Source organism: Pseudobutyrivibrio sp. ACV-2 (assembly GCF_900107545.1).
Lineage (GTDB): Bacteria > Bacillota > Clostridia > Lachnospirales > Lachnospiraceae > Pseudobutyrivibrio.
In genome coordinates, this window is sequence record NZ_FNQZ01000018.1 from 15,482 (window position 1) to 39,524 (window position 24,043).

At 35.0% G+C, this 24,043-nt stretch carries 19 protein-coding genes and 3 pseudogenes; 19 read left to right on the forward strand and 3 right to left on the reverse strand.

Translation table 11 applies throughout. From position 1 onward, the window contains the following. The first annotated feature begins 38 nt into the window (after positions 1-38). The 3 genes from BLV53_RS14380 to BLV53_RS14395 all read left to right on the forward strand — a co-directional run bounded on the left by BLV53_RS14380 (position 39) and on the right by BLV53_RS14395 (position 4,662). Positions 39-848 carry a sugar phosphate isomerase/epimerase family protein gene (locus tag BLV53_RS14380; protein WP_278335408.1) on the forward strand — a complete coding sequence of 270 codons (810 nt, stop codon included), beginning with the start codon at positions 39-41 and terminating at the stop codon, positions 846-848. Positions 849-880: 32 nt separating this feature from the next. Next, positions 881-3,544, forward strand: coding sequence for an alpha-L-rhamnosidase (locus tag BLV53_RS14385; RefSeq protein WP_090302112.1), 2,664 nt, complete (start codon positions 881-883; stop codon positions 3,542-3,544). A gap of 665 nt (positions 3,545-4,209) precedes the next feature. After that, complete coding sequence (locus tag BLV53_RS14395) at positions 4,210-4,662, forward strand: cysteine hydrolase family protein (protein ID WP_090302120.1); 453 nt, start codon at positions 4,210-4,212, stop codon at positions 4,660-4,662. Here the strand turns inward: BLV53_RS14395 and BLV53_RS14400 are convergent. Continuing rightward, positions 4,659-5,045, reverse strand: a pseudogene (locus tag BLV53_RS14400) (hypothetical protein); the annotation flags it as partial. The gene BLV53_RS14395 and the pseudogene BLV53_RS14400 overlap by 4 nt on opposite strands. A 243-nt stretch (positions 5,046-5,288) precedes the next feature. On the opposite strand from BLV53_RS14400, the gene BLV53_RS14405 reads away from it, so the two are divergent. The 15 genes and pseudogenes from BLV53_RS14405 to BLV53_RS17395 all read left to right on the forward strand — a co-directional run bounded on the left by BLV53_RS14405 (position 5,289) and on the right by BLV53_RS17395 (position 21,800). Next, positions 5,289-6,206: a hypothetical protein gene (locus BLV53_RS14405; protein WP_139298978.1), complete on the forward strand. Its 918-nt coding sequence runs from the start codon at positions 5,289-5,291 to the stop codon at positions 6,204-6,206. 436 nt (positions 6,207-6,642) lie between these two features. Next, the gene (locus BLV53_RS14410) at positions 6,643-6,990 is read left to right on the forward strand and encodes a hypothetical protein (RefSeq protein WP_090302127.1); all 348 of its coding nucleotides are present in this window, start codon (positions 6,643-6,645) and stop codon (positions 6,988-6,990) included. 129 nt (positions 6,991-7,119) lie between these two features. After that, positions 7,120-8,328 (forward strand): GGDEF domain-containing protein, encoded by a 1,209-nt coding sequence (locus tag BLV53_RS14415; protein WP_090302129.1) that lies wholly within the window; start codon positions 7,120-7,122, stop codon positions 8,326-8,328. Between the two features lie 56 nt (positions 8,329-8,384). Next, positions 8,385-8,897, forward strand: a complete 513-nt coding sequence (locus tag BLV53_RS14420; RefSeq protein ID WP_090302131.1) for a hypothetical protein — start codon at positions 8,385-8,387, stop codon at positions 8,895-8,897. A gap of 363 nt (positions 8,898-9,260) precedes the next feature. Further along, on the forward strand, positions 9,261-10,769 hold the full coding sequence (locus BLV53_RS14425) for a carbamoyltransferase C-terminal domain-containing protein (RefSeq protein ID WP_090302134.1): 1,509 nt from the start codon (positions 9,261-9,263) through the stop codon (positions 10,767-10,769). 1 nt (position 10,770) lies between these two features. Then, the gene (locus BLV53_RS14430; protein WP_090302136.1) at positions 10,771-11,475 is read left to right on the forward strand and encodes a phosphotransferase; all 705 of its coding nucleotides are present in this window, start codon (positions 10,771-10,773) and stop codon (positions 11,473-11,475) included. Beyond that, positions 11,456-13,336: a glycosyltransferase family 4 protein gene (locus BLV53_RS14435; protein WP_090302138.1), complete on the forward strand. Its 1,881-nt coding sequence runs from the start codon at positions 11,456-11,458 to the stop codon at positions 13,334-13,336. Before BLV53_RS14430 ends, BLV53_RS14435 begins: the two co-directional genes overlap by 20 nt. After that, the gene (locus BLV53_RS14440; protein ID WP_090302140.1) at positions 13,299-14,480 is read left to right on the forward strand and encodes a glycosyltransferase family 4 protein; all 1,182 of its coding nucleotides are present in this window, start codon (positions 13,299-13,301) and stop codon (positions 14,478-14,480) included. The genes BLV53_RS14435 and BLV53_RS14440 overlap by 38 nt, the downstream gene beginning before the upstream one ends. Further along, positions 14,462-15,913, forward strand: a complete 1,452-nt coding sequence (locus BLV53_RS14445) for a tetratricopeptide repeat protein (RefSeq protein WP_090302142.1) — start codon at positions 14,462-14,464, stop codon at positions 15,911-15,913. The genes BLV53_RS14440 and BLV53_RS14445 overlap by 19 nt, the downstream gene beginning before the upstream one ends. A 4-nt stretch (positions 15,914-15,917) precedes the next feature. Then, positions 15,918-17,048 (forward strand): glycosyltransferase, encoded by a 1,131-nt coding sequence (locus BLV53_RS14450; protein ID WP_090302145.1) that lies wholly within the window; start codon positions 15,918-15,920, stop codon positions 17,046-17,048. After that, entirely contained in the window at positions 17,002-17,763 is a 762-nt protein-coding gene (locus tag BLV53_RS14455) for a radical SAM protein (RefSeq protein WP_170830884.1), read from the forward strand. Before BLV53_RS14450 ends, BLV53_RS14455 begins: the two co-directional genes overlap by 47 nt. 5 nt (positions 17,764-17,768) lie before the next feature. Further along, positions 17,769-18,599 (forward strand): leucine-rich repeat domain-containing protein, encoded by an 831-nt coding sequence (locus BLV53_RS14460; protein WP_090302151.1) that lies wholly within the window; start codon positions 17,769-17,771, stop codon positions 18,597-18,599. A 4-nt stretch (positions 18,600-18,603) separates the two neighbouring features. Beyond that, positions 18,604-19,380, forward strand: coding sequence for a class I SAM-dependent DNA methyltransferase (locus BLV53_RS14465; RefSeq protein ID WP_170830885.1), 777 nt, complete (start codon positions 18,604-18,606; stop codon positions 19,378-19,380). 63 nt (positions 19,381-19,443) lie between these two features. Then, positions 19,444-20,748 (forward strand): phenylacetate--CoA ligase family protein, encoded by a 1,305-nt coding sequence (locus tag BLV53_RS14470; protein WP_090302155.1) that lies wholly within the window; start codon positions 19,444-19,446, stop codon positions 20,746-20,748. 263 nt (positions 20,749-21,011) lie between these two features. Then, positions 21,012-21,800: pseudogene (locus BLV53_RS17395) on the forward strand (DUF5688 family protein). 265 nt (positions 21,801-22,065) lie between these two features. Here the strand turns inward: BLV53_RS17395 and BLV53_RS17750 are convergent. Further along, positions 22,066-22,266: a transposase domain-containing protein gene (locus BLV53_RS17750; protein ID WP_170830887.1), complete on the reverse strand. Its 201-nt coding sequence runs from the start codon at positions 22,264-22,266 to the stop codon at positions 22,066-22,068. Positions 22,267-22,322: 56 nt separating this feature from the next. On the opposite strand from BLV53_RS17750, the pseudogene BLV53_RS14490 reads away from it, so the two are divergent. Next, positions 22,323-22,523: pseudogene (locus BLV53_RS14490) on the forward strand (transposase domain-containing protein); the annotation flags it as partial. A gap of 133 nt (positions 22,524-22,656) precedes the next feature. Here BLV53_RS14490 and BLV53_RS14495 read toward each other — a convergent pair. Then, complete coding sequence (locus tag BLV53_RS14495) at positions 22,657-23,895, reverse strand: helix-turn-helix domain-containing protein (protein ID WP_139298979.1); 1,239 nt, start codon at positions 23,893-23,895, stop codon at positions 22,657-22,659. Between the last annotated feature and the right edge of the window lie 148 nt (positions 23,896-24,043).

Here is a 24,043-nt window from a genome sequence, read left to right on the forward strand (position 1 = left end):
GGGTGATTCGAGGAATACAACAGTTTCAGCTTCGAACCGTGATAGGCAATCAAAAAAAGGCACAAGACACATTGGGTAGATTGAGAGCGTCTGGCTATCAGGGGATTGAATTATGTTCATACATGATTCACCCCATGCCATTTATCATAAGAGCCTTGACTCGTCTGGCAGGGATGCCTATGGGAAAAAGTGGCAAGCTGAACTGGAAAGAATTGATAGATGAGTCCGGCCTTAAAGTTATTAGTTTACACTCTGACTTGGGTAGCGTATTGAAAAGAACAGAGGAAGTGGCAAAAGAGGCTCATCTTTACGGAACAAAATATGTGGTTATTACAGGCATGCATCACTTTGATTATACCGATGAGAAGGCAGTTTATGACCTGGCAAATAATTTGAATGAAGCAGGAAAATTGCTAAAGAACGAAGGACTAAGTCTTTTATATCACAACCACAATTGCGAGTTCAGAAGATTAAAAAGTGGAAAGATGGCCTATGAAGTATTGATTGAAGAGACCAATCCGGAATATGTGAATTTTGAATTTGATTCATATTGGGCTGCTGATATTGGAGTGAATCCTGAATACTGGATGGGTAAACTTGGGCAGCGAATGAAACTTTGGCATATCAATGATAGAGGCTCAAAACAGACGGGACCACTTTCATCAATCTTAAAAACCGATAGTTGTGAGCTTGGAAATGGAAGTATGGATTTACAAGGATTGCTTGAAATTGCAAAAAAGAATGAAGTAGAAGCGGTTGTTCTTGAAAGCCATAGAAATTGGGAACAGAGGTCACCAATAATTTCTGCTGAAATTAGTTCTCAGTTTCTAAAAGAGTATGTGAATTAAAACACCCAATGAGCGAGAGGTAACAGGAATAGATGAAAGCAATAAATTGTAAAACCGAGTACCGGAATAACCCTATAGGAATAGATGCACAGGATTTATATGTTTCATGGCAGTGTCAGGATGGTATTATGCAGAGCGCATACCAAATAGTTGTAAAAAAGGGTAGTGAGATAATACTTGATACTGGCAAGGTAGAATCAAAGAAAATGCATGCTATTATTGCACCAGAGCATAGGTCAAGAGATAACATGTCATGGACTATCCGTTTATGGGATCAGGACGATTGCTCAGGTGAATGGGCAGATGGAGGCACCTTTGAATATGGCCTGCTTAACAGTGATGACTGGTATGCTAAATGGATTGAGCCAAGTGAGGAAATTGGGTATCAATTTGATATAGGTACTCCAGATTATATGAACTCTATGGCTTTAAAAGCATGGAACGAGAAAAAGCATAAAAAAAATGAAGTGTTTATTCCTCATAAGCCAGCATCAGTTTTTAGAAAGAAATTCTGCCTGGATTCAATGGAGAAAATAGAGACTGCAAGAGTATATGCCAGCGCTTGTGGACTCTATGAAATATACATAAATGGACAAAAAATAACTGATTATGTGCTTACACCAGGAACAGCCAATTATAAATTCGAAATACCATATCAAACATATGACGTTTCAAACTATGTTAAGACTGGAGAAAATGAAATACATATTATCTTAGGTGATGGATGGTATCGTAGTACATCAGGTGTAGATGGTGACAGAAATTTATTTGGCGAAAAAACGGCAGTATTATGCCAGCTAGAGATTAACGGGAAAGCCATTGTGTCAACTGATAACACATGGCAAGCATCACAAAATGACCCTCTTAGACAGAATGATATGCAACATGGCGAGGTATATGATGCCAGAATGGAGAACTTGTCAGATGATGAGATGGCTTGGCATGAAGTGAAGGAAGTACCTATTGGGTATGAGCTTTTGAAAGCAATGGATACTGTGCCTATACTAAGAATGGAAAGGTTTGATGCAACAATCATTAAAACTCCAAAAGGAGATACTGTTCTTGATTTTGGTCAAAACCTTGCGGGACAGATTGAGCTTATAATTCCAAATGGAGCGGCAGGAGAAAAAATACGCCTGATTCATGGTGAGACATTAGACCAAAATGGAGAGTTTACACAGGAAAACTTTCAAGATAGAAAACGTCATAAAGAAGGTGGAACCTACCAGACTATTGATTATACAATGAAAGCTGGGTATAACCATTATCATGCAAGCTTTACCATCATGGGATTTCGTTATGTAAAAGTAGAGACAAATGCCGATTTATCAAAAGCAGTATTCTATGCCCATGCGGTGTATTCTCAGATGATGGATACTCTTTCATTGACTACATCAAATACAGCGCTAAATCAGTTGGTAAAAAATGCAATGTGGAGTCAGAAAGGAAACTTTTGTGATATTCCAACAGACTGCCCAACAAGAGAACGTGCTGGTTGGACTGGCGATGCTGGTATATTTGCATATACAGGACTGCGTTTGATGGAATCAGTTCCTGTATTGAAAAAATGGTTAAGACAGTGTAGGTATACACAGCTTTCTGATGGAAGAGTAATGAACATTGCACCTCCTAACAATAAACCTGGATTTTTTGCCAAGCTATTGGCTGGATCCGTTGCGTGGGGAGACGCTATTATAATTGTGCCTTGGGAAATATATCAATTGACCGGGGATAAGCGTGTTCTCAGTGAAAACTATAGCATGATGTGCAACTGGTATTCATTCTTGAAGAAAGAGGCGCGTAAGAAAAAGCTTTTTAACAAGTCTCATTCGAAAAAGAATAGAAATTATGTAATCGAAAAGGGGATGAATTATGGCGAGTGGTGTGAGCCAGGCCGAAGCGCAGCTGAAAGCATGAAGGATGGTAACTATGATGTTGCTAATGCCTATTTTGCATATTCCGGAATGCTTATGTCAAAGATTGCCAAAATTTTAGATAGACCTGAAGCTGAAGTCAATGAGTTAATTCGCGTGTCTGACAAAGCCAGACAAGGCTATATTGAAGTTTATACAGAAAATGGATTGATTACTACAGAACGCCAATGTCAATTAGTACGACCACTGGCTTTTGGGCTTTTACCCGAAGAGGCCGACAAGCTTGCGGCAAAACAGTTAGCAGTGATGGTAAAAAGAGAAAATGGAAAGCTAAATACAGGATTTCTAACCACACCTGAAATATGCAGGCAGCTGGCGAAAAGAGGATATATAAAAGAGGCATATCAATTGCTATTGAATCCACAAATGCCAGGATGGTTATATGAGGTAAATCAAGGTGCCACAACCCTTTGGGAAAACTGGGATGGAATTCAGCCGGGAAAGGAACCAAAAGCATCTCTTAATCACTATTCTTATGGAGCTGTTGTTGGCTGGATTATGGATGGTGTATGTGGAATACACTATTGTGATGGTGAGCTGGTAATACAACCTGAAATATATATAGGTGATGATGCAAATGGACTTACTTCTGCAAAAGCAACGTATGATTCACCAGCAGGAAAAATAGAAATGGGATGGGATTATATTAACGAAAAAGTTCATATTCATCTATTTATTCCTGTAGGACTTGAAGCAAAATTAATCCTTCCAAATGGAACGCAGCAACGGGTTTTAGCCGGTGAATATAACTATATGTGCTGACAAAATATGAATTATCAGAGGACTCTCTTTTTGGGAGTCCTTTTTTAGAATATAGATTAGCCCTGTAATAGGGATTTACTTTTTGTTTTCTTGAACCTTTCAGTCTTTCCTTCCGCCGTATCCCCTTTCCTCAGGAACTAGGAATGAAGTTATTGGACGTAATTTTAATTAATGTGGCATTTTAAGATTAGAAAGATTAAAATGGTTGTAATTTATTTCCTAGAGAGGAGAAGTTGTTTATGAGAGTCTTTCAATCAAGTTGGTTTATATTCATATGTAAAGTTATTATCTGGGCTTTGGCACTTAAAGGATATGACTTGTTACGGCTAAAAATAAATATATGGCAGTACTTTGACAGCAAACTTTTTTGTCATTTCATAGAGTTCTGCCTACTGTGCGTTTTTGCAGTTATACTAGATAAATGTTTTAACTGGTTTCAAAGTCATGTTTTATTTAAGAGTTATCAAAACGAATAGAGGTTAAATTATGTTCTACCCTTCTGTGATATAATACAAGATTTACTATGAGGCAAATGATTGCGTTATTGCTGAGACGGAGAAGTGCGATGTAGTTATAGCCTTTAGTCAGTATGAATATTACTCAATGTCAAACGAGGAAATAGAGAAACGTATTTACGATGGAGTAATGAGGAGTTTATAAAAGAAATGGAAATACTTCTTGTTATTGATATGCAGCAAAAGTATATGGATAACTATGAGCCAGACCTACTTGATAGAGTGAATGTGCGCATTCATGAAGCTGTGGATGCAGGTATGCCAGTAGTCTATGTGCGAAATGTAGGTAAGCTTGAGAACGAAGAAAAGTACGTGTTAGCTGAAGGTCTTGATGTAGTATCGGAGTATGTATTTGCCAAAAGATGGCCAAGTGCTTTTTTCTCGGAAGAGTTTGTGCAGTTTATAGAACGGATGCAGGTAGATACCATCAATATGGTTGGTGTTGATGGTAGATGCTGTGTCGCTCGAAGCGCGTTGGATGCAAAGAAGAGAGGCTACGTTGTAAGGCTCTATTTAGATTCTGTTGCTGCTACTAATGATAATTTCTATATAAAAAAGCTTCCTGAAATGCAGGAAGCTGGGATAGAAATAGTATCTGATTAACTGATTGTTTTCTTAGACCAGGCTGCAGCGCCACAGCGTGCACAGCCGTAATATCTATAATTTCTAGTAAATTTGCTGTCTCGCTTGCGGTAGATTGTGGCAACACAGTTGCCGCAGGTGAAGACATATTTAATGCTCATTTCAGAGCTATTATAATTCTCAACACCCTTTTCAGAGCCTTGAGTGACACGTTTAATATTGTAGCCATAAACTTGATTGACTACTTCAGCGTAGTATTTCCACTTGCCAGTGTGACGCATACACCCTTTGCAAGTATGAAGCAGCTCATGGATTATGGTCTCTTTGCAAGCTTGCTCTGAAATCCTCTCGTCTTCCAAAAGACGAGAGGCAATTTCAATAGAGTAGCTACCGTCTCGATTAAGTTTGCATAGTCCTCAACGGGTCTTTGCCCTTTTATTTATTTCCCAAGAAGAAATGGTTCCAAGCTTTATTCCAAGGTGCGAACCTCATTTATACATTCTTCCTTAAGGCGTTCAAAGTCTTTCATATCAAGTCCTTTCAATATGGCACATTATAGATATTTTATCTTTGAATAACAATATGAAACAGTTATAATTGTCAGTTGATAATGATGCTAGTCAGAAAAAGGAGTTAAATCGATAATAATGATTTTAAAAGTACTACGAAGATTGATAATGATAGGTTTAGTTTCATTTTCGTGCTTAAATTGTGCTTGTAGTAATAAACAAGAAGTATCTAATGTCGAAGAGGATGCTAATATATCTGAAAATCTTGAAAATAGCATTTCAGAAGAATACGAGGCTGAGACTAATGAGTCAAATGATGCTGATAATCAATCTATATGGGATTATGTCTATGGATTAGATATGGCCAGTCTGTATAAGCAGATTAAATCTGTAGATAATCCAAAAGATTTTGAAGGTTCATGGCAAGCAACAAATTGTCATTCCTCTTTGTCTGGAAGTATTGATATTACAAATCAGACTGATGAAGGGTTTCATTATGAGGGATTCTTTTCGTATTATTCCCATTGTGGAGAAGCAATTGGCGAAGCTCATTGGGTGTCAGAGTCTATGGCTATTAGTAGTCAAGATGATGTAGAAGATTCCATGGATGATGGATACATGATTTTTTACATGGTTGGAAATTCCTTATATGTAAGAGCGGATACATTCTTTGGTTCAATGGGAATGAATGTGACACCTAATAACGAATATACTCTTGGAGAACCGGTATATACTAATGCTGATATGGTTAATCGCGCATATACAGAGGAAGAGTTGCAGCAAATAAAAGATTTATTAGGAAACGACTTATATGATGATTTTTTTATTTTCGGAACTGAAAATGGTGGAGTAAATGTATCAGAAATGATGTTAGCAGATGACACCCCATGTAAATACGTGGAATGTTACATGCTTACATGGGGAGAGAGCTATATGGCGGTAATAACTGCTGATGGCCGAATTTATATTAAAGTATACAAGTATGATAATGAAAAGCTTTATACAAATGATTCAAGTTGGGCGAGTCAGGAGCTTCCAGAAGTAATTGAACAATAGAAGGCTACAGTACTTCCAGCAGATTTTTAGCTTGTTTTGACAAGTAATTACATAGGTGGTATTATTTGTTTTAGAAAGAGCTACCGATAGACGGTGGCCTATAAAGTAATTTGGTAAGAATAACCGCCTTAGTTTGCAGACCGAGGGCGGTTATTTCTTTTTTGTCACATTATATACTAAGGTTATTAAGCCAATTAAAACTAGAGTGTATGTGAATAAATCACTATATGTAACCATTAGCATCACCCCCTTAAATACTCAGAGGGCTAAGACAACACCCTCTGGTGAGGGCCAACCGCCTACCGTTTTATGGTAGCTCCGCTATCCATTATACTCAAACATTTGTGCGCATTCAATACTAGGTTAATTGTATGGAAGATATAAATATCTACTATGCATATTTGAACAAGATGAGTCAAATACAGGGGTCACAAATGTGACTATCGTTCAACATCAAGTACTTGGCTCATTGTATTTTAACAAAAAGAATAATGAGACATTGGAGGATCTTATTCCAGCATTTGAACATATTATGTTTAAGGATTCTTATGATATGATATGGCAGAAGCTCACCGAAGGTGAAAAAGAAATGGTAAAGTGTATTTGCAAGACAAAGGATGGAAAAATTGATGAAATAAAAGCATTAATGTCCAACCCAGTTTCATATAATGTATTCAGGAACAAGCTTATAAATAAGCATCTTGTAAATGGAAATAAAAGAGGATACTTAAAGATAAACCTTCCTAGATTTGAAAGCTTTGTGGAACTTTGGGGGGATGACTAGATAATATAGTGACAATCCTCAGTAAATTCACAGATACATGCTAAAATGACTGTGATTATGTAGGAATTGGTATTAACAATCAGTATAAGTGATAGGCTTATTTGAGGCATTCGAAAAGGGGTATTTCCTATGACATCGGTTTCCTTAGAGGCACAGATTATTCCGTTTATTATTTTTATTCTTATAATAAGTTTTTGGTCATTAAGTATCATTTATGCAAAGACAAATGAAAGTATAGGTAGTAAAAAGGAAGTTAAGGCATTTAAAGGTATGCTTCTTTCATTTATGGTCTATACCCTTGAAGACATACGACTAATCTTTGGAAATGACTTTTATTCTATGCTTCCATATCTGTTAGTTTGCCTGATTATATCTATTGGTTTTGCGTCTATGTCATTTGCCTGCTTCTTTTGGTTTCTGCATGTTTATGCTAGTCTTCACATCAATAAAACTCATTTTACTAAAAATAAAATAGATATTCTTGGAATATTGATTCATATTCCATTACTTATCGTGGTTTTAATACTGTTTACCCCACTACATTCTATTGTTTATATTCTTGTGGACGATATGCCTGTTTTCGGATCGGGGTTGATGATAATTCTGGCAATGGATTATATATATTTGATAGCAGCAACAGGAATAGCGCTCTATAACTACAAAGAGGCTAAAACAAGCTTTGAAAAACGAAAATATGGTAGTCAGACTATTTTTATCCTGTTTTTTACGGTAAATGGTATACTGATAGCATTTCTTTTAAATCTCCCAGCTATAGAATTGAGCATGATTCCGGTTGTATTAAAATTGTTTGTGGAGCTGCAGGATTCCCAAATTTATACAGATGCTCTAACAAAGCTTTATAATCGCAGACGAATGAGGGAATTTATAACTGAAGAAATATCCACCTGTAGTAGAGAGAATCCGCTATCAGTCATAATGCTAGACTTGGATTATTTTAAAAGTATTAATGATATATTAGGACATGATGAAGGTGATAAGGTGCTCATTGCCTTTTCAAAGGCATTGAGGAAGGTGATAACTTCGCGGAATGCTGTAGCTGCCAGATGGGGTGGAGATGAATTTGTTGTTGCTGGAAAAGATGAGAACCTTGCCACAAATATTCGTGGATTGTTGGAGGCTGAACTTCAAAAGAACAAATCATTGAATTTCATGCCACCCTTTAGTGTTGGAATTTATCAATGCCGAACTAGTGGATTGGAATATGCAGTGCTTCTTTCAGAAGCTGATGCAGCATTATATGAGGATAAGGAAAAACAGCATAAGTCGTTAAAGGAGTTCGCTGAAAAGCTTAATGAATTAAAGAACGCTAAAATGTAGGGGCGGGATTAAATACATTGGAATAACTATTACTGGCAAATACAGGGGTCACAAGTGTGACTATCGTTCAACTTAGTGGTCAAGAACTGAAGAAATCATGCCTGGATGTACTAAATGATCTATGCCATGAATACAATGAACGAATTTCTTTTCTAATATATAATAGCGAAGATTATGGTAATGAAAATTTTGATCGAGAAGCAGAAAAAATTTACAATAGCAAAAAGTTTTATGCTGCTGTTGTAGCGAGCGATATCAAGACTCTTGGAGAAGATGAGAACTTTACAGAACGATTCAGGACTGATATAGCGACCTTATTTAAACGTGAAGAGGATAATTTGTCTCCGAGAGGGAAAGAGTTATTAGAGCTTTTGAGGGAAAAATGCAAAGGCGTAGGATTTGATATAGGTAAAAGTGAGGTTATTAGTGCTGAGTGGAATAGGTATAGGCGAGGTACTATGAGTGAAGGTGATAAAATAAACATTGGATTTTCGTTGGAGGACTTTGAAGCTATGGCTGAAGAGGAAGATTGGGATGATCTTGTAGATACATACAGTGGCATCGACTAATTGTAAGATCCTTGCTATTGTATGTTGTTTTCTCGTACTTATGATGTGAATTCATAAGTAATTTTAAGCCATCAAGAAGATGGATTTTTTCTTATTATCATCGCTTATGATGTTCAAACTTATCGATTGATAAATTGTTGCCGACGGCTTAAAAGCAGTATTACACAGATCGCAAAAATCAGTCTGTTTATTCTTTTTATAGTACGGTTTTAGTAAAAGAATAGTAGTTCGATTCGTAGTAAAGATTCTTGCAGTTACAGATATTGTTGGGGTGGGACATCTTGTTTCTACCATTTCTGGAAATATACCTTTAATGTTTGCTGTAAATATGAATTATGGTTAATTGTGAAATGAGTTAAATGTATGAGAATGTTGGGATTTTATATAGGAGGTCACGATAGTAGTGTTTCTCTATGTGACTCGGATGGAAAAATCAAATATTTTAAATTGGAAAGGATTATTCAATCAAAGCATAAAAAGGGGAATTTGGAGTGGATAAAAAAAATATGTGATGAAAATGATTTTTGCCCTGAATTCGTCTGTTACTCTGATGGAAATAGAAATGGGTTAGGAATTTGTGATGAAGGCTTATTGTGGCAAGAAAAAGAACCTTTAGATGCTTTTTTAAATGCAAAAACTATATGCATTGATCATCATTATGCGCATATTCTTAGTGCATTTCCACTTATTCATAAAACTGTGGATTTTGGGATATGTGTAGATGGAAGAGGAGATCACCAGATAAAATGTTCAGTCATTGAAAATCCGTATGATATTTATAAGAGTAAAATGATTTATCAAAATAAGAACGATGCGTATTGTTTAATGTTTAATGAAATTGGGAAGCTAATGCAGCTTGAAGGCGGAGAATTGGACTATGCAGGAAAAATAATGGGAGCTCATGCATATGGGAAAGCAAATCTTAGCTATATCGAAGAGTTAGAGGAATTTTCCAATAAATATGGGGTTTCAGAGACTCTCAAATTAAAATATGAAAACCACAATATAAAAGATTTGTGCATGGAAAAGACAGAAAGGTTTTACGATTGGCTTGCATCGTATCATCAGTGGATAGAAAATCGAAAAATCTGTTTGTTTCGTGAAAATACAAAACCCAATTCATCTATTGTATATGCAGGAGGTGGCGCACAAAATACGGTAATTAATGAACGATTATCAAAGAAGTTTAATTTAATTATCCCACCTCATTGTTATGATGGAGGAATATCTTTAGGCTGCATGAAGTTCTTGTCGAAATACTTGGATAAGAATATCTACATTGAAGAATTTCCTTTTTGTCAATGGGATCAGAATTTGGGTTACGCATCAGCCAATTCTATAGATAAGGTTGTTGATCTGCTATCAAGTGGGAAAATTGTTGGGTGGTGTCAGGGAAGAAGTGAAATCGGGCCTAGAGCTTTAGGCCATCGCTCTATTCTGATGGATCCTACAATACCAAATGCCAAAGATATTCTTAATAAAAGAGTTAAAAAGCGAGAAAACTGGAGGCCATTTGCAGCTTCAATTTTGGAAGGGGATGTTAAACGTATTACTGGGGAATCAAGAAAATTAGAATATATGCTATATGCTGTTCAAGTGTTACCGGAATATCAGGGCAAGCTAAGGGGGGTTATTCATGTCGATGGTACATGCCGGTTTCAGTCTGTTAGCGATACGAAAGAATTGCATTCTTATTATGAGTTAATAAAGCATTTTAAAGATAAAACTGGTGTTCCGGGAGTGATCAATACATCATATAATTCTTCTGGTATGCCAATAGCTAGTAGTAGAGATGATGTTATAAAGGCTTTTGATTCCCTGGATTTGGATGCTTTATGCCTTGGTGATGAGGTGATAATCAGGAAGAGGTGAAATGGAAGAATTCTTGTGCGAAAGGCGAACAACCATTAGTTATAGGGATGGCGATATCTTCCGAAAGTATTACAAGTATCTTGGAAAGGAAGATGTTCTTTTGGAGCAGGATTTTTCAAGACTTGCTCAAGAAAGCGGAATTAACTGTCCAGTTTTTTTGTCATGGGGATATTGTGTCGAAAAAGAGATGTTCTACAGTGAATTCAGATTTGTTGAGATAGAACCTATAAACAGTCACAGAGTGAATAAAACTATTCTTTTAGAAGCTCTTGATTATTTAAATAAAATGCCGTCTAGCAATAATCAGACGCATAAAAGAGATAAGCCCTATGAGCAAGATTTGCTTTCGATTGTTACATATATACCATTTGATAAACGCAGCGAATATAACAAATTAGTACGGCAACTCCTATATAGGAAAAGTGACGTGATGATTCATGGAGATTATTCCTTTGAAAATATCGGGTGGGATGTCATACACAATAAAATAATAGTTTTTGATTTCCAAAATTCGGGATATGGGGTCAATGACTGGGATAGAGCCTATTTGTTGTCTTCTATATCAAATTTTAGTCTTGTATCTTCGTTGCCAACTCCAGATATCGATATGATGAAGATAATATCGGCACTGAGGTATGGAAGGGCAATTAGAAAAAGTTATGATGTAGAGGACAGAAAGAAGATATATGAATACTGGTGGAAATAAAAAAATTGCTTTATTTGTTGGAGGCAATGACAATGCAATCGGTGGAATGGAGACGCATGCAAAGTATTTTTGTAGATATTTTAAGAAGATTGGGCTGTTGAACTGTGTAGTAAGAAAAGAAGATATTTTTGATATTGTTCATGACAGAAAACAAGAATATTCTTCGTATGAAGAAATGACAACAATTCTTAGGTATCTAGACATTGGTGTTTTCTTTTTTAATGATGGTCATTGGATTGAGAAATTCAGTACATTACGCAAAGACTTTTCCTCTTGTGTAATGATTATGCGTTCTGGAGGAAATGAATTCATGAAAGCTCCAGTTACGAATATGTCTCTACCAATCTTTGAAAGGCAGCAAATATGGGCAAGAGAGCTAAATAAACTTGATTATGTGATCTCTAATAGTTCGTATTCGACGCATAGAATGATAAGCATCGGAATTATGAAAGAAAAAATAGTGATGGTTCGCGGTGGGGTAGATACAGAATTGTGCAGAAGTTATGCACGTATTAAGCTTGAATTACATAGAGAATTAGCAAATAAACATAAGATTGAACCAAGTGCTTGCTTGCTAGGTATTGTTTCAAGGTTTGAAAAGTTTAAAGGTATTGAGCAGACAATCGAAGCATTAAGCTACGCTAGCGATGTTAAATGGCATTTGTTTATTGCTGGTTCAGGACCAGAAAAAAATAATATTTTAATACATCTAAATAAATGGTTGAAACCAGACCAATATACATTTTTGGGGCAGTTAGACATAGAGCAATCTATGAAGCTTATTGCATCGGTGGATTTCCTCATAAATATGAGTTTAGAGTATGAACGAGAAAGTGGTATGAATACGTATGTACATACTGAAACCATGGGCAGAAGCATGATGGAAGCTGTTTGTTGTGGGACACCTGTAATAGCAACAAAAGTAGGAGGTATACCGGAACTTTTTGAGGAGCAAGGGAAAATAGGTGTTATTGTAGCGAACAATAAGTTTTTGGCAAAGGAACTAGAAGTTGCAATTAAGAGAAATTATGTTGTTTCTGCGCAACAAATCGAAAAATACGATTGGTCTTACATTTTTAATAATATATATCAGCATTTGATGAATATTGAGGAAAAGGTCGTCCATAAGACTAATTTGGTGGTCGATTTAGAAGGGTCTATTATTCATGATTTTTGTGATGTGGAGACAAATAAGCAGAATTTTTTAGAAATACTGCAATTATCAAATATATGCAATGTGATAATAAATACAGCTGGAGAGCTGGACGATATTTTTAAACATTACCCGTATGTAAATGATTATGTAGATAAGATAGTGATTATTGCTAATTGTGGAAGAAAAGTATTGTTGTATGGGGATAGATTTCTTTTTTGGGAGAAATATTATGAAAGCTTGTATGCTCCAAATGAAAAGATTATAGAACAAATAAGAGAGTATATTGAGCGCGAAGGTATCAAGGTTACCAAGATCAGTAAGGTGGACAAGTTGTATATTAACTTTAAAGCGGATGGTATTGGTGAAGATATTACTAATAAGATAAATGCACTTTTAAAAGATACTCCATATAAAGTATGCAACAATAATAGCAATATCAAACTTATATCTGAAGAAATAGAAAAAGGAAACACCTTAAGGTTTATTTGCAAACACGTTCTAAAAACGGATAAAAGCATTGGTATAGGAAACGGAGTTTTAGACATGTCATTCTTGAATCAGTGCCAAAAGGCATATTTTATAAATCCAAAAGGAATTAGTGCTAATTATATAGGCGTTGAAGTTCGTAACCCACTGAATATGCGGGATTTTCTTGGGGTATTGCAGAATGAAGTTAAAAAAGAAAGTTCTTTTTGTAACAGCTAAATGGCCATACATAACAAGTAGTACGGATGGTGGAGATTCAACAACAAAAGAAATCATTCGCTCTTTAAAGAGGGATTATGTTTTGGACATGCTTTGCTTCAGAAATGATATAGATGAACATGCTGAAATAGAGGGAGTAAAGCATCTATATTTTTATTTTGATGATTTTGCGCAATTTAAAAACTATCAATTACATAGCGAAGACAAATTTCTTATAAGAATAGCTCAGTCCAAAATTGCAAAGAGGGAAATAAAAAAAGTATATCAGAACTATGATTTTATTGTGGTACAGCATGCCATGTTCATTTTGGATATGGAGGAAGAAAAGAATCTGTTAGATAAAATAGTACTTTATCCAATGTTCACAGGTAGTTCTTATCTGAAGAGTGGAGATAAGGTTCCTGATATATATATTGATTGTGAAAAAAACGTACTTCGTCTGGTCAGACTTATTGTCTCTCCGAGTAATGTTGAAAAAAATATGCTGCTTCATGACTACGGAGTTGATGAAGAAAAAATAATAGTAGCCCCTCGGTCGGTAGATTTTACATATCAAGTAAGGAAAGCTAAACAGAAAACAAGGATAAGATTATTATATATTGCCTCAGTTAGAACACAAAAAAATCACTTAGATGCGATGAAATTAATAAAAATCATTATTAGTAAAGGTGTTGATGCTGAGTTGCATTGTGTTGGAGCTATCCAAGACAATGTTATTTTTTTAGAATGCATAGATTTTTTGAGGGAAAATGATCTGGTTGATCATGTGGTTTTTCATGGAAACAAGTCACATGAGCAGATAGAGGAAATTATGCAGAACTGCGATATTAATATTTCGGTTTCAAAGTGGGAAACATTTGGTCGAGGTGTGTACGAAGGCATGGCTTTTGGGTTGCCTACTGTGGTAATAGATAAGCTTAAATGCGTGACACAGGCCGAAAATATTGGAATATATCCTATAGTGGTAAGTTCTATAGCTGAAATGGGGGATGCGATTATTGAGCTTTTTTTCAATATAGAGAAGTATGAAGAGGAATCAAAAAAGGGAGAAATATTGAGCTCTCTTTTAAGTGTAACTAAATTAGACAGATTTATTAGAAAACAATATTATGAGGTATTTGGCACATGGGATGCTACAAAATAGTAAGTGATGAAAATAGCGAGATGTCTAAAGGAAATTCTACGAAAAACCTTTTTGCTAGAAGAGATTTTGAAGGTGTAGCAGCTGAGCTAGAAAAAGAAAACAATGATGATGAGACTTTTTATATAAACAAAGCATTAATATGTCATATCCTTGGTAATTATGATGTGGCAAATGAATATTATGAAAAAATCAAAAATAATGATATGGGCTATGTTAATTATCTTGCAAGGTGTCATAGATACTTTGATTACAAAAAACTGAGTGAAACTGATTTCGCTCAAAATCAGTACAGGTTAGCAATGGAAAATAATAATTTCAATTATATTGTTTCAACAAATGGAATTGAATCAATAGATAAAAGGGAGATGCAACATACAATTTATACTGAGCGAATTTTGAATGATTTGTATATGAAAATGGGAAGGCCATTATTGCATAAGCAGAACGATATTCTTAAAAAGCAGTTTTTGGAAACTGTTGAAATCCAGGAAAAGAAGGTGGTATTTAATAAGAAAAAAAGGGTTGGATTATTTGTAACCGATATACAACGCCATAAAGATTCAGCGATGATTTATGAATTAGTAGATTGCCTAAAAGACTATTTTGAACTGGTAATTTACTTTAATAATATTTTTGCTAACAAATTAGTGAAGTATTTTGAGGGGATATGTACTGTAAGTCATGTAATTAATCTTTATTATGAGGAAATCAATAATCTTATATACGACGATAGTATAGATGTCTTAATTGATTTGGGAGAATTGGGCTTAAGAAACAATAATATTGCATTAAGTATGCTGGAAAACTGTATTTCATTGCATGAGTTGCTTGATTTATTTCCGATATTATTGGAAACAGAATCCTACTATCCTCCTGAAGGTCCGGTTAGCAAAGAAGACTTTTCGTGTGTAATCGGTGATCTTCGGTGTTTGGGGAGCGAGAAATTAATTGATATTCAATCTAAGATAGAAGGGAATATTGAATTTGAAAGTCATTCTTTGGATGAAGATGTTTTTATGGATTATTTTGAGCAGAAATTATTATCTCTTGGCAGTGATATGAGCCGGATTAGTCTTACTCCTGGAATATTACCATTTTCAAAATATATGGATCACATCAGATGCTGCAAGAATATAATATTGACTGATGGAATATCTTATGTTGAATTATCAGAAGCATTAAAAAGTCGTACAAATATTTTGCTTATGTCAAAAAATCCGTTAATTAGAAAGGTCTATGAAACATATTGTGGAGAAAAAAATATAGACGGTATAAGTATTAAGCAAAGCTTGATACAGTACATTGACACATGTGGTGATTCTAGACTATACAAAATAAAAAATAAAAAGTCACGCATTGCATATTTCGAAAATGGTAAGGAAATAACAATAAGTAATACCTGCAATGGAGATGTTGTTTTATTAGGAGAATAGTAATGTGAAGAGCGTTTTAGTATTAGGTAATAACTTTACAGGTGCATATGGGTCATTGAGTTGTTTTGTTAAAGAAATAAGCATGGCTCTAAAGGAAATGAATCATAATATATTGATAGCAAATTCTGTCTCTGAAGCAGTAGAGGCATATGACAAAAATGACATTGAATTTTCAATCGGGATAGGTAAATATTTATATTTCTGTAAAGAAAAACCATTATATGATGTGTATCATAAACTCCATTATCAGTGGATTATTGATAATCCATTAAAAATGGAAATAGATAATGCAAGTATTTATATAAAATATATTCTGATTGATAGGCTGTTTCTATGCTGTATGGGGAAACTAAAAAATCGAGTTATATACTTACCAATAGGAATACCTAATACTGATGTGAAAAAAAATATTGAGAAAAAGTATGGAATAGTATTTTCAGGGCAAATTAAAGATAGTAACACTATTTTTGAAGAAATAAATGCGAGTGTTTGCAAACATGAAATTATGAAAGTGCTAGAACCGCTGACTTCTAACTTGGATTTGTTATATATTCCAGTACTAGAGAAGCATATTAAAAAGCTCTCACAATCAAATAAAAAAACAGTTTTTGCTTATACAAATTCTTTTTTACGAGCCTATAAAAGGGAAAAAGTGCTAAATGCCATTAAGGACATACCAGTAATTATCATTGGAGAGAATAGTAGTAGGTCTTTATTAAATAGCAGAAACATTACAATGCTAGGAAAAGTACCTTACTATACAGCTTTTGAGATAATGGGACAATATCAGTTTTGTCTAAATATTGAGCCTAATTTTTCTTGTGGATTTCATGACAGGATATTACGTTCGGCTGACCAAGGGAATGTAGTTGTCACAAATTATAATAAGATTAATTCGGAAATTTTAGGTAATGATGCAATTTATTATAGTTATTCAGCCCTTGAAAAGATAACTGATCAAATATTTAATATACAGCCAAAAGAATTGACTGAAATGGGGAACAGGTTGTCAGAGAAAGTCTCAGACTATTTTTCTTGGGATAAAATTCTTGATTTTTTGTTACGTGATTATGGAGGTGCAGTGGATAATGGCGAGAATAGATTATTTAGAATTTTGGGCAACAAAGCACTGTAACCTAAATTGTAAGGGATGTTCTTCATGTTCCCCGATACAGGAGAAATGGAACATAGATATTGAGGTATTAAAACAAGATCTGAACAGATTGAAGGCATTAAAAATATTGATTGACAATATCAATATTCTAGGTGGGGAGCCGTTACTACACCCACATATCGCGGATATTCTTAATGCAGTTAAACACATATTTCCAAATTGCAATTTGGGGTTATTAACAAATGGCTTGCTAATAAAAAATATGGATAACGATTTTTGGAATTCGTGCGTAGAAAACAACGTTATTCTTAAAATTACATGCTTTCCGGTGTTCTCTGAAGATGATATAGAGCAAATTGTACATTTGCTTGAGATGAATGGGATTAAGTACCAATTAACAAGAAAAATCAGATTCAACAAGATACTAATTGAAAATAATCCAAGTAAAATGGAAGACATCCTTCTGGCTTGCGGATGCAATCATGCGTATAACCTTTATGGGGGATATGTATCTAGATGCACTGTCCCGATGATTACAGAAAAATTTAATAGCAAATTTGGTACTAATTTGAACACAGAAGGAAAATTGAATATTTATGATGCAACTGCGGAAGAAATCATAGATTTTTTGATGACTCCAAATAATTCATGTTTAAATTGCTCTGCATTCCCGCAGAAAGTAGCATGGTCACAAGCAGGGGAGTATCCATCAAAAGATGACTGGCTTATAGGGTGACAAATATGGATTTCAAATATTTATGTGATGAACAGGGGGTTTCCATTACAAAGTGGTTAGGTGATAGTGAGGAAGCATATATTCCTAAGGAAGTTGATGGAAGACCTGTAATAAGGATTGCGGAGTATGCATTTTCTGACAATGTGTCTGTGAAAAACGTCATTGTTGATGCGAATTTGATTGAGATTGCTGATTTTTCATTTCAATTTTGTGAAACGCTGGAAAGCATAAATCTGCCTCAAACAATCAGACATATTGGTCAATCAGCTTTTGAAGGGTGCATAAGTTTAAAGGAAATTATTATTCCACCGGTTAAATGTATTAGCAAATCGACATTTGAAGAGTGTAGTTCGTTAACAAGAGTAGAAATACCAAATAGCGTAGAAATAATAGATGAGCGAGCGTTTGAGTTTTGCTTGAATCTTCGAGAGGTTACAATGCATGAAGGAATCCTTGAAATCCGAAATGGGGCCTTCTTTTGCTGTCGAAGATTAAAACAATTTTTTATGCCGGATAGTGTGGTTAAAACAGGCAAGGAGATAATGCTTGGTTGTAGAAAGCTGGAAACAGTCCATTTGTCAAACTCTTTAAAAAGAATAGAAGTTGGATTACTGGCAAGATGTAGAAATCTGAAGGAAATTGAAATACCAGATAATGTAGAAATTATATGCAACGGAGCATTTGCAGAGTGCAGCGCTTGTACAAATTTTATTTTAGATAACAAAAATATAAGGATTGGTGTTCGGGTCTTTGAGGGGTGTAATGGTTTGTTAAACAATAAATTCTTTGTGGAAAGCATGAAGAAACATTTGGTGAATGAAAAAGGGGAGAAATAAATTTATGGAGAAGGTTAATTTATATAAAAAAAGGGACAATGCTTTGAGAGAAAAATTCAATGATATCGCTGAAGAATACGAAGAATATAGATTTACTTATCCAGAAAAGCTGTTTGATGATATTATTTGCTATTCGGGGGAGGGGCGAAAGGCGCTAGAAATTGGTATAGGCACAGGGAAAGCTACTCCTTTTTTTTTGAAAAATGGGTATAAAGTAGTTGCTGTTGAGCCTGTTAAAAATATGCTTGAAGTTGCGAAAAGAAAATTTAGTGATGAATCAATTGAATTTATTCATTCAACATTTGAAGAATTAGAGGCTGTTGATCAATATGATTTGATCTATGCAGCGTCTTCTTTTCAGTGGGTTAATGGGGGCAACCGGTTAGGTAAAGTATATACAATGTTGCGAAAAGGTGGCGTTTTTGCCAGATTTAAAACAGTAAATATTATTTTGCCAGAAAAAAATACTAATAACACGATTTTGATAGAAGCATATAAAAGATTCCTTCCGGACTATTTGCCAATGGATGTTTCGAATACGAACATGAGATACGAAGAATATGAAAGTAAAGGATTTTCTGATTTGAAAAGAAATGAATATTACATTGATCATGAGCTTGAGATAGAAAAATATGTAAAATTGGTAAATACTTATACTGAGTACCTAGTTCTTGATGTCTCATTGCGAAAGGAATTTGAAGATTATATTATTGGCAAAATGGCTGGAGAAAAAGTCGCTATTACACAGAAATGCACGCTGTATCTTGCTAGAAAACATTAATTATTTCGATTATGTCATATTATGCTTTTTCCTGATTATCAGAAAAGGAAAGTGAGAGAAATAATGGGATATTTTCAAGAATCTATTGAGACTATGGATGTTGATAAACTAAAGGCGTTACAAAATAAGCGCTTTTGCGATTTGATCAAGAGGACATATAGGAATGTGCCTTTTTATAAAAAGAAATTAGAAGATTTGGGGATTGTTATTTCAGAAATAAATGGGATAGAGGATATAACTAAACTTCCGTTTATGACTAAAGACGATTTAAGGATCAATTACCCAGATAAATTATTAGCTGTTCCCCAAAGTGAAATAGTTAAAGCGCAGTCTACAAGTGGGACAACAGGAAAGCCTGTGATTTCATTTTACACGAAGCACGATGTGTCAATATGCGAAGATTGCTGCGCGCGAGCAATTGTAGCAGCAGGTGGTTGCAAAAAAGATGTATGTCAAGTGAGCTTTGGATACGGGTTGTTTTCTGGTGGAGCAGGTTTGGATGGGGGATCACAGCGTGTTGGATGCCTTACTTTGCCGATGTCTACAGGAAATACTAGACGCCAAGCGCAATTTATGATTGATTTGGGAACAAGTATATTATGTAGTACTCCATCATATGCTGCAAGTATTGGTGAATACATAGATAAGAATAACCTAAAGAAATATATCAAGCTTAAGGCGGGAATATTTGGAGCGGAGCCATGGAGCAATGAGTTACGTAATAAAATTGAGGAAGAATTGGAAATCGATGCTTATGATATATATGGATTAACTGAAATGATGGGCCCAGGAGTTGCATTTGAATGTAGTCAAAAGGATGGAATGCATATTCAGGAAGATCATTTTTTTGCTGAAGTAGTTAATCCTGAGGATGGACATGTTTTACCTAATGGTGAAGTAGGGGAATTAGTGCTTACAACTCTAACAAAAGAAGCAGTCCCACTTGTACGATATAGAACTCATGATTTGTGTAGGATTTATAGAGATAAGTGTTCATGTGGGAGAACTCACATAAAGATGAGTAAACTGTTAGGCAGGACAGACGATATGGTAATTGTAAAGGGAGTAAATATTTGGCCATCTCAAGTGGAGACAGTTTTGATAAGAAATGGGTATACTTTAAACTATAATATAGTGATTAGTCGTGAAGACAATAATGATTTTATGGATATTGATATTGAAAATTCTAAGCGAATTTTGGATGATAACCAAAAGGAACAAGAGATAAAATATTTAATAAATGAGTTCAAAGATGCATTAGGGATAAAAGTTAATATCCATCTAATCGGTGTCGGGACATTACAAAGAAGCGAAGGAAAGGCAAAAAAAGTTTTTGATAAACGAAACCTTTATGAAGGCGAGTGCTAATGAAATAGAAATATTCTTTAGGTTTACACGATTAGACCCCTTTTTTACACTAGGTTTACACTCTCAGATACTTTTCAAGCGATTTTTAGCATGATATTATTATAATGCGCCAAGTGATACGGGTTGCGAAAAACAGCCCGCACACGAAGCGCTTTTTCTTTTGCAAAAGAATAGTTTTTTTGATGGACGCTGGTTTTGAAAGTGATTTCAAGCCGGCGTTTTTTCGTGCAGAAAAACAATCGGAAAGAGAGAGGGAAAACAACATGGATTTTGAGACATTTAAGGAAAGCCTTGCGAAGGATGTTAAAGAAATACTTGATTCGAGAACCGGCGGTGACACACAGGTGGAGAGCCGCACAGTAGATAAGATGAACGAAACCTATGATGCGATTACTGTTAAGCCTGAGGATAGCAATATCGGAGTAAACCTCAATGCCACAGCGCTCTATCAGGAGTATGAGGGCGGAAAATCATATGATGAGATCGTGGATGGCGCTGCAGATGTTGCGGACAGCGCCCTTAAGTCCAGACCGGATTTTGATGTGCAGGCATTCAGTGATTATGACAAGATGAAGGACTCACTTGCCATGGAGGTTGTTTCTAGGGGCAGAAATGCAGAGCTACTTGAAACTGTTCCTCATAAGGATATCGAGGACATGTCAGTGGCCTATCGCTTTGTGATTGGTGAGACAGCCCAGGGTACAGGAACAATACTTGTGACAAATCAGATGCTTGATAACTAAGGTATTACTGCGGACCAGCTTCATGAGGATGCTGTGAAGAATGCTCCAGAGATCAGACCTCTTGTTATCGAGGGCATGGCAGAAGTGCTTGCAAAACAGATGGGTGTTGAGGACCTTGAGATGCTCGGTCTTAACTTTCCACCGGAACAGGAGCAGATGTTTGTCGCTTCTGTTGAAGGCAATGTGCATGGTGCCGGAGTCCTTGCATATGAGGATTTCATGGATAAGGCATCGGAAAAAGTTGGCGGACAGTCGTTCTTCATTCTCCCGAGCAGTATCCACGAGTGTGCGACCTGTTTCGCCACATAAATTAACAAAGGGCGAGGGGTGCAATTAGTTTACTAGTTGTAACAATATTCTGCCGATAGATAAATATAATTCTACTTTCCGCTTCATTTCCGCTTCACACTTCACCACTACAATAACTTTTACCACTACTAACTGCGGGACCTGCTATATGTTAGCAACCCGTAATTTCAATCTAACGTAAGCGTTTAATATTACCCCGTAGGGTATAAACAAAGGCATCCTTGCGGATGCCAGACAGTCAACATATGGAGCATTTTACTCCATTTTATATAGCGCATGCTTCTCGAGTAGTTTCACTCCAAGAAGCTAACAGATCTAATTGTTCGTCTAACCAATCAGCACTCGGACGACTCTCGAGAAGGTACTCAAGATATTTTTCAGGATTGACATTATTAACTTTGGCTGTCTCAATCGGTGAATTGATAATTATGCTGGCATTTGCACCATCCTGAGTATCGCTAAACAACCAATTCTTCGTATTATGTTCTATAGAACATAATCGAAAAAACTGGGTTATGATTAATTTCAGGTGCCAAGGCCAGTGCTATAACTTATAGCATCACTGAAACAGCAAAAGCTAACAACCTAAAACCTTATGAGTATTTCAAATATCATCTTACTGTTATTCCAGAACATCTGGATAAGTCAGATAGAAATTTTATGGATAAACTACTTCCTTGGTCAGATGAACTGCCAAGCGAATATAGAAAACCAGTTAAGTAATCGTCGCGCCTGTGGGCGCGGCTAAATTTAAAGACGGTACCTATGGTTTACCGTTTACTCAGTATATAATGAATAGAACCTTTTATATTTAATGACTTGCGTGAATTCTTCTAAACTTTTTTTAGAACGAAAATTATTCATCTTTCTTTTTATCCGTCCAGTAGCCCAATGGTTCGTTTTCTTGTTCAGTAAGTATGCTCATAATTCTCTGGTATTCCGTATTAAATATCATTGTATCAGACTGATTCATTCGATTTTTAATAATATTTAAGCTTTCAGCAATTCGATGAATCGATTCTTTTGTTATAAGATATTCTGTAGAATTTTGGCAAAGTGGAGTAAATGTAAATGGATATCTAAGTTGTAATTCATAATTCGTGTAATCATCTAGTCTTGCATATCTTGAAACAATTATTGCTTTTTGATAAAAAGGACTATTTTTTTCTGTAGGTAATTTATCTGATGTAATTAATAGTTGCTTATCAAATCTAAATTCTGTGTAAAAATCAAAAGGCACATATGATAGATAATCATGTTTTACTAATTCAAAAATTAAATAAGCATAATAATCAAAAGCATCCTCATCAAGCAATAATAATGATTTTAAGCATTCTATCAGCTCAGAATAATTTTTAGTTGGTTTTTGTATATAGCAATCAATCATTTTGATTAATTCTAAAATGTTCGAATCATAATTCCTTGATTCCTCAGCATTTAATATTAGATAAGGAATCATCTTAGTTATTTTAGAAGTAAAACTAATTTTGCTATACACATTAATTCTTTGACATATTGTATCAATAGCATCATCTTCAAACTTCATTATCAATATAGACTGTTGTAATCCAGGATATTCTTTCATAATTCCAGTTATATGATATGCAATTTGACAAGCTGTCTTTGTGGATGGTTTTACTTTATTATTTAATATGGCGGACAAATTATTAACTCCTTTTAACTTTGAAATAACAAAATCGCCACAGCCTATCTGTTTACAACGTGTAATAATCTTGTTTACATTGTTCAATAATTGTGGAGTTTCTTCATAGTCAAAAAGAGAATTCCCAAAAGATTCTTCAAAAACTTTGGTGTTATGTAGTAAAGATGTAAGTTCTTCGCATTCAATAGGATAATTCTCTCGGCATGATTTGCGCCAAAAAGCTGTTCTATACATTAAATCAAATGGATATACGTATAATTTTCTTGCTATATGATATAAAAGGTTGAGATCTGGATTATCTCTATCCCCATATATGTAGTTTTTTAAAGTTGTATCATTTACTTCTAGCCATGCTGCTAATTCTGAGCGAGACATATTCGAGTATTCTAATAACTCTTTTAAATTCCTAGATAATTCATTAGTTAGATCCATACTGAAGTCCTTTCCAAAATATATTGCATAGTAATACTATACACTATATTTATATCCAAAATCAATAAAAATATGATTGTCTATCTGAAAGTGAGTCACACGCTGATTTGATTTAGAGCCACCCAACGCTAGCTTGAAAGTGAGCCAC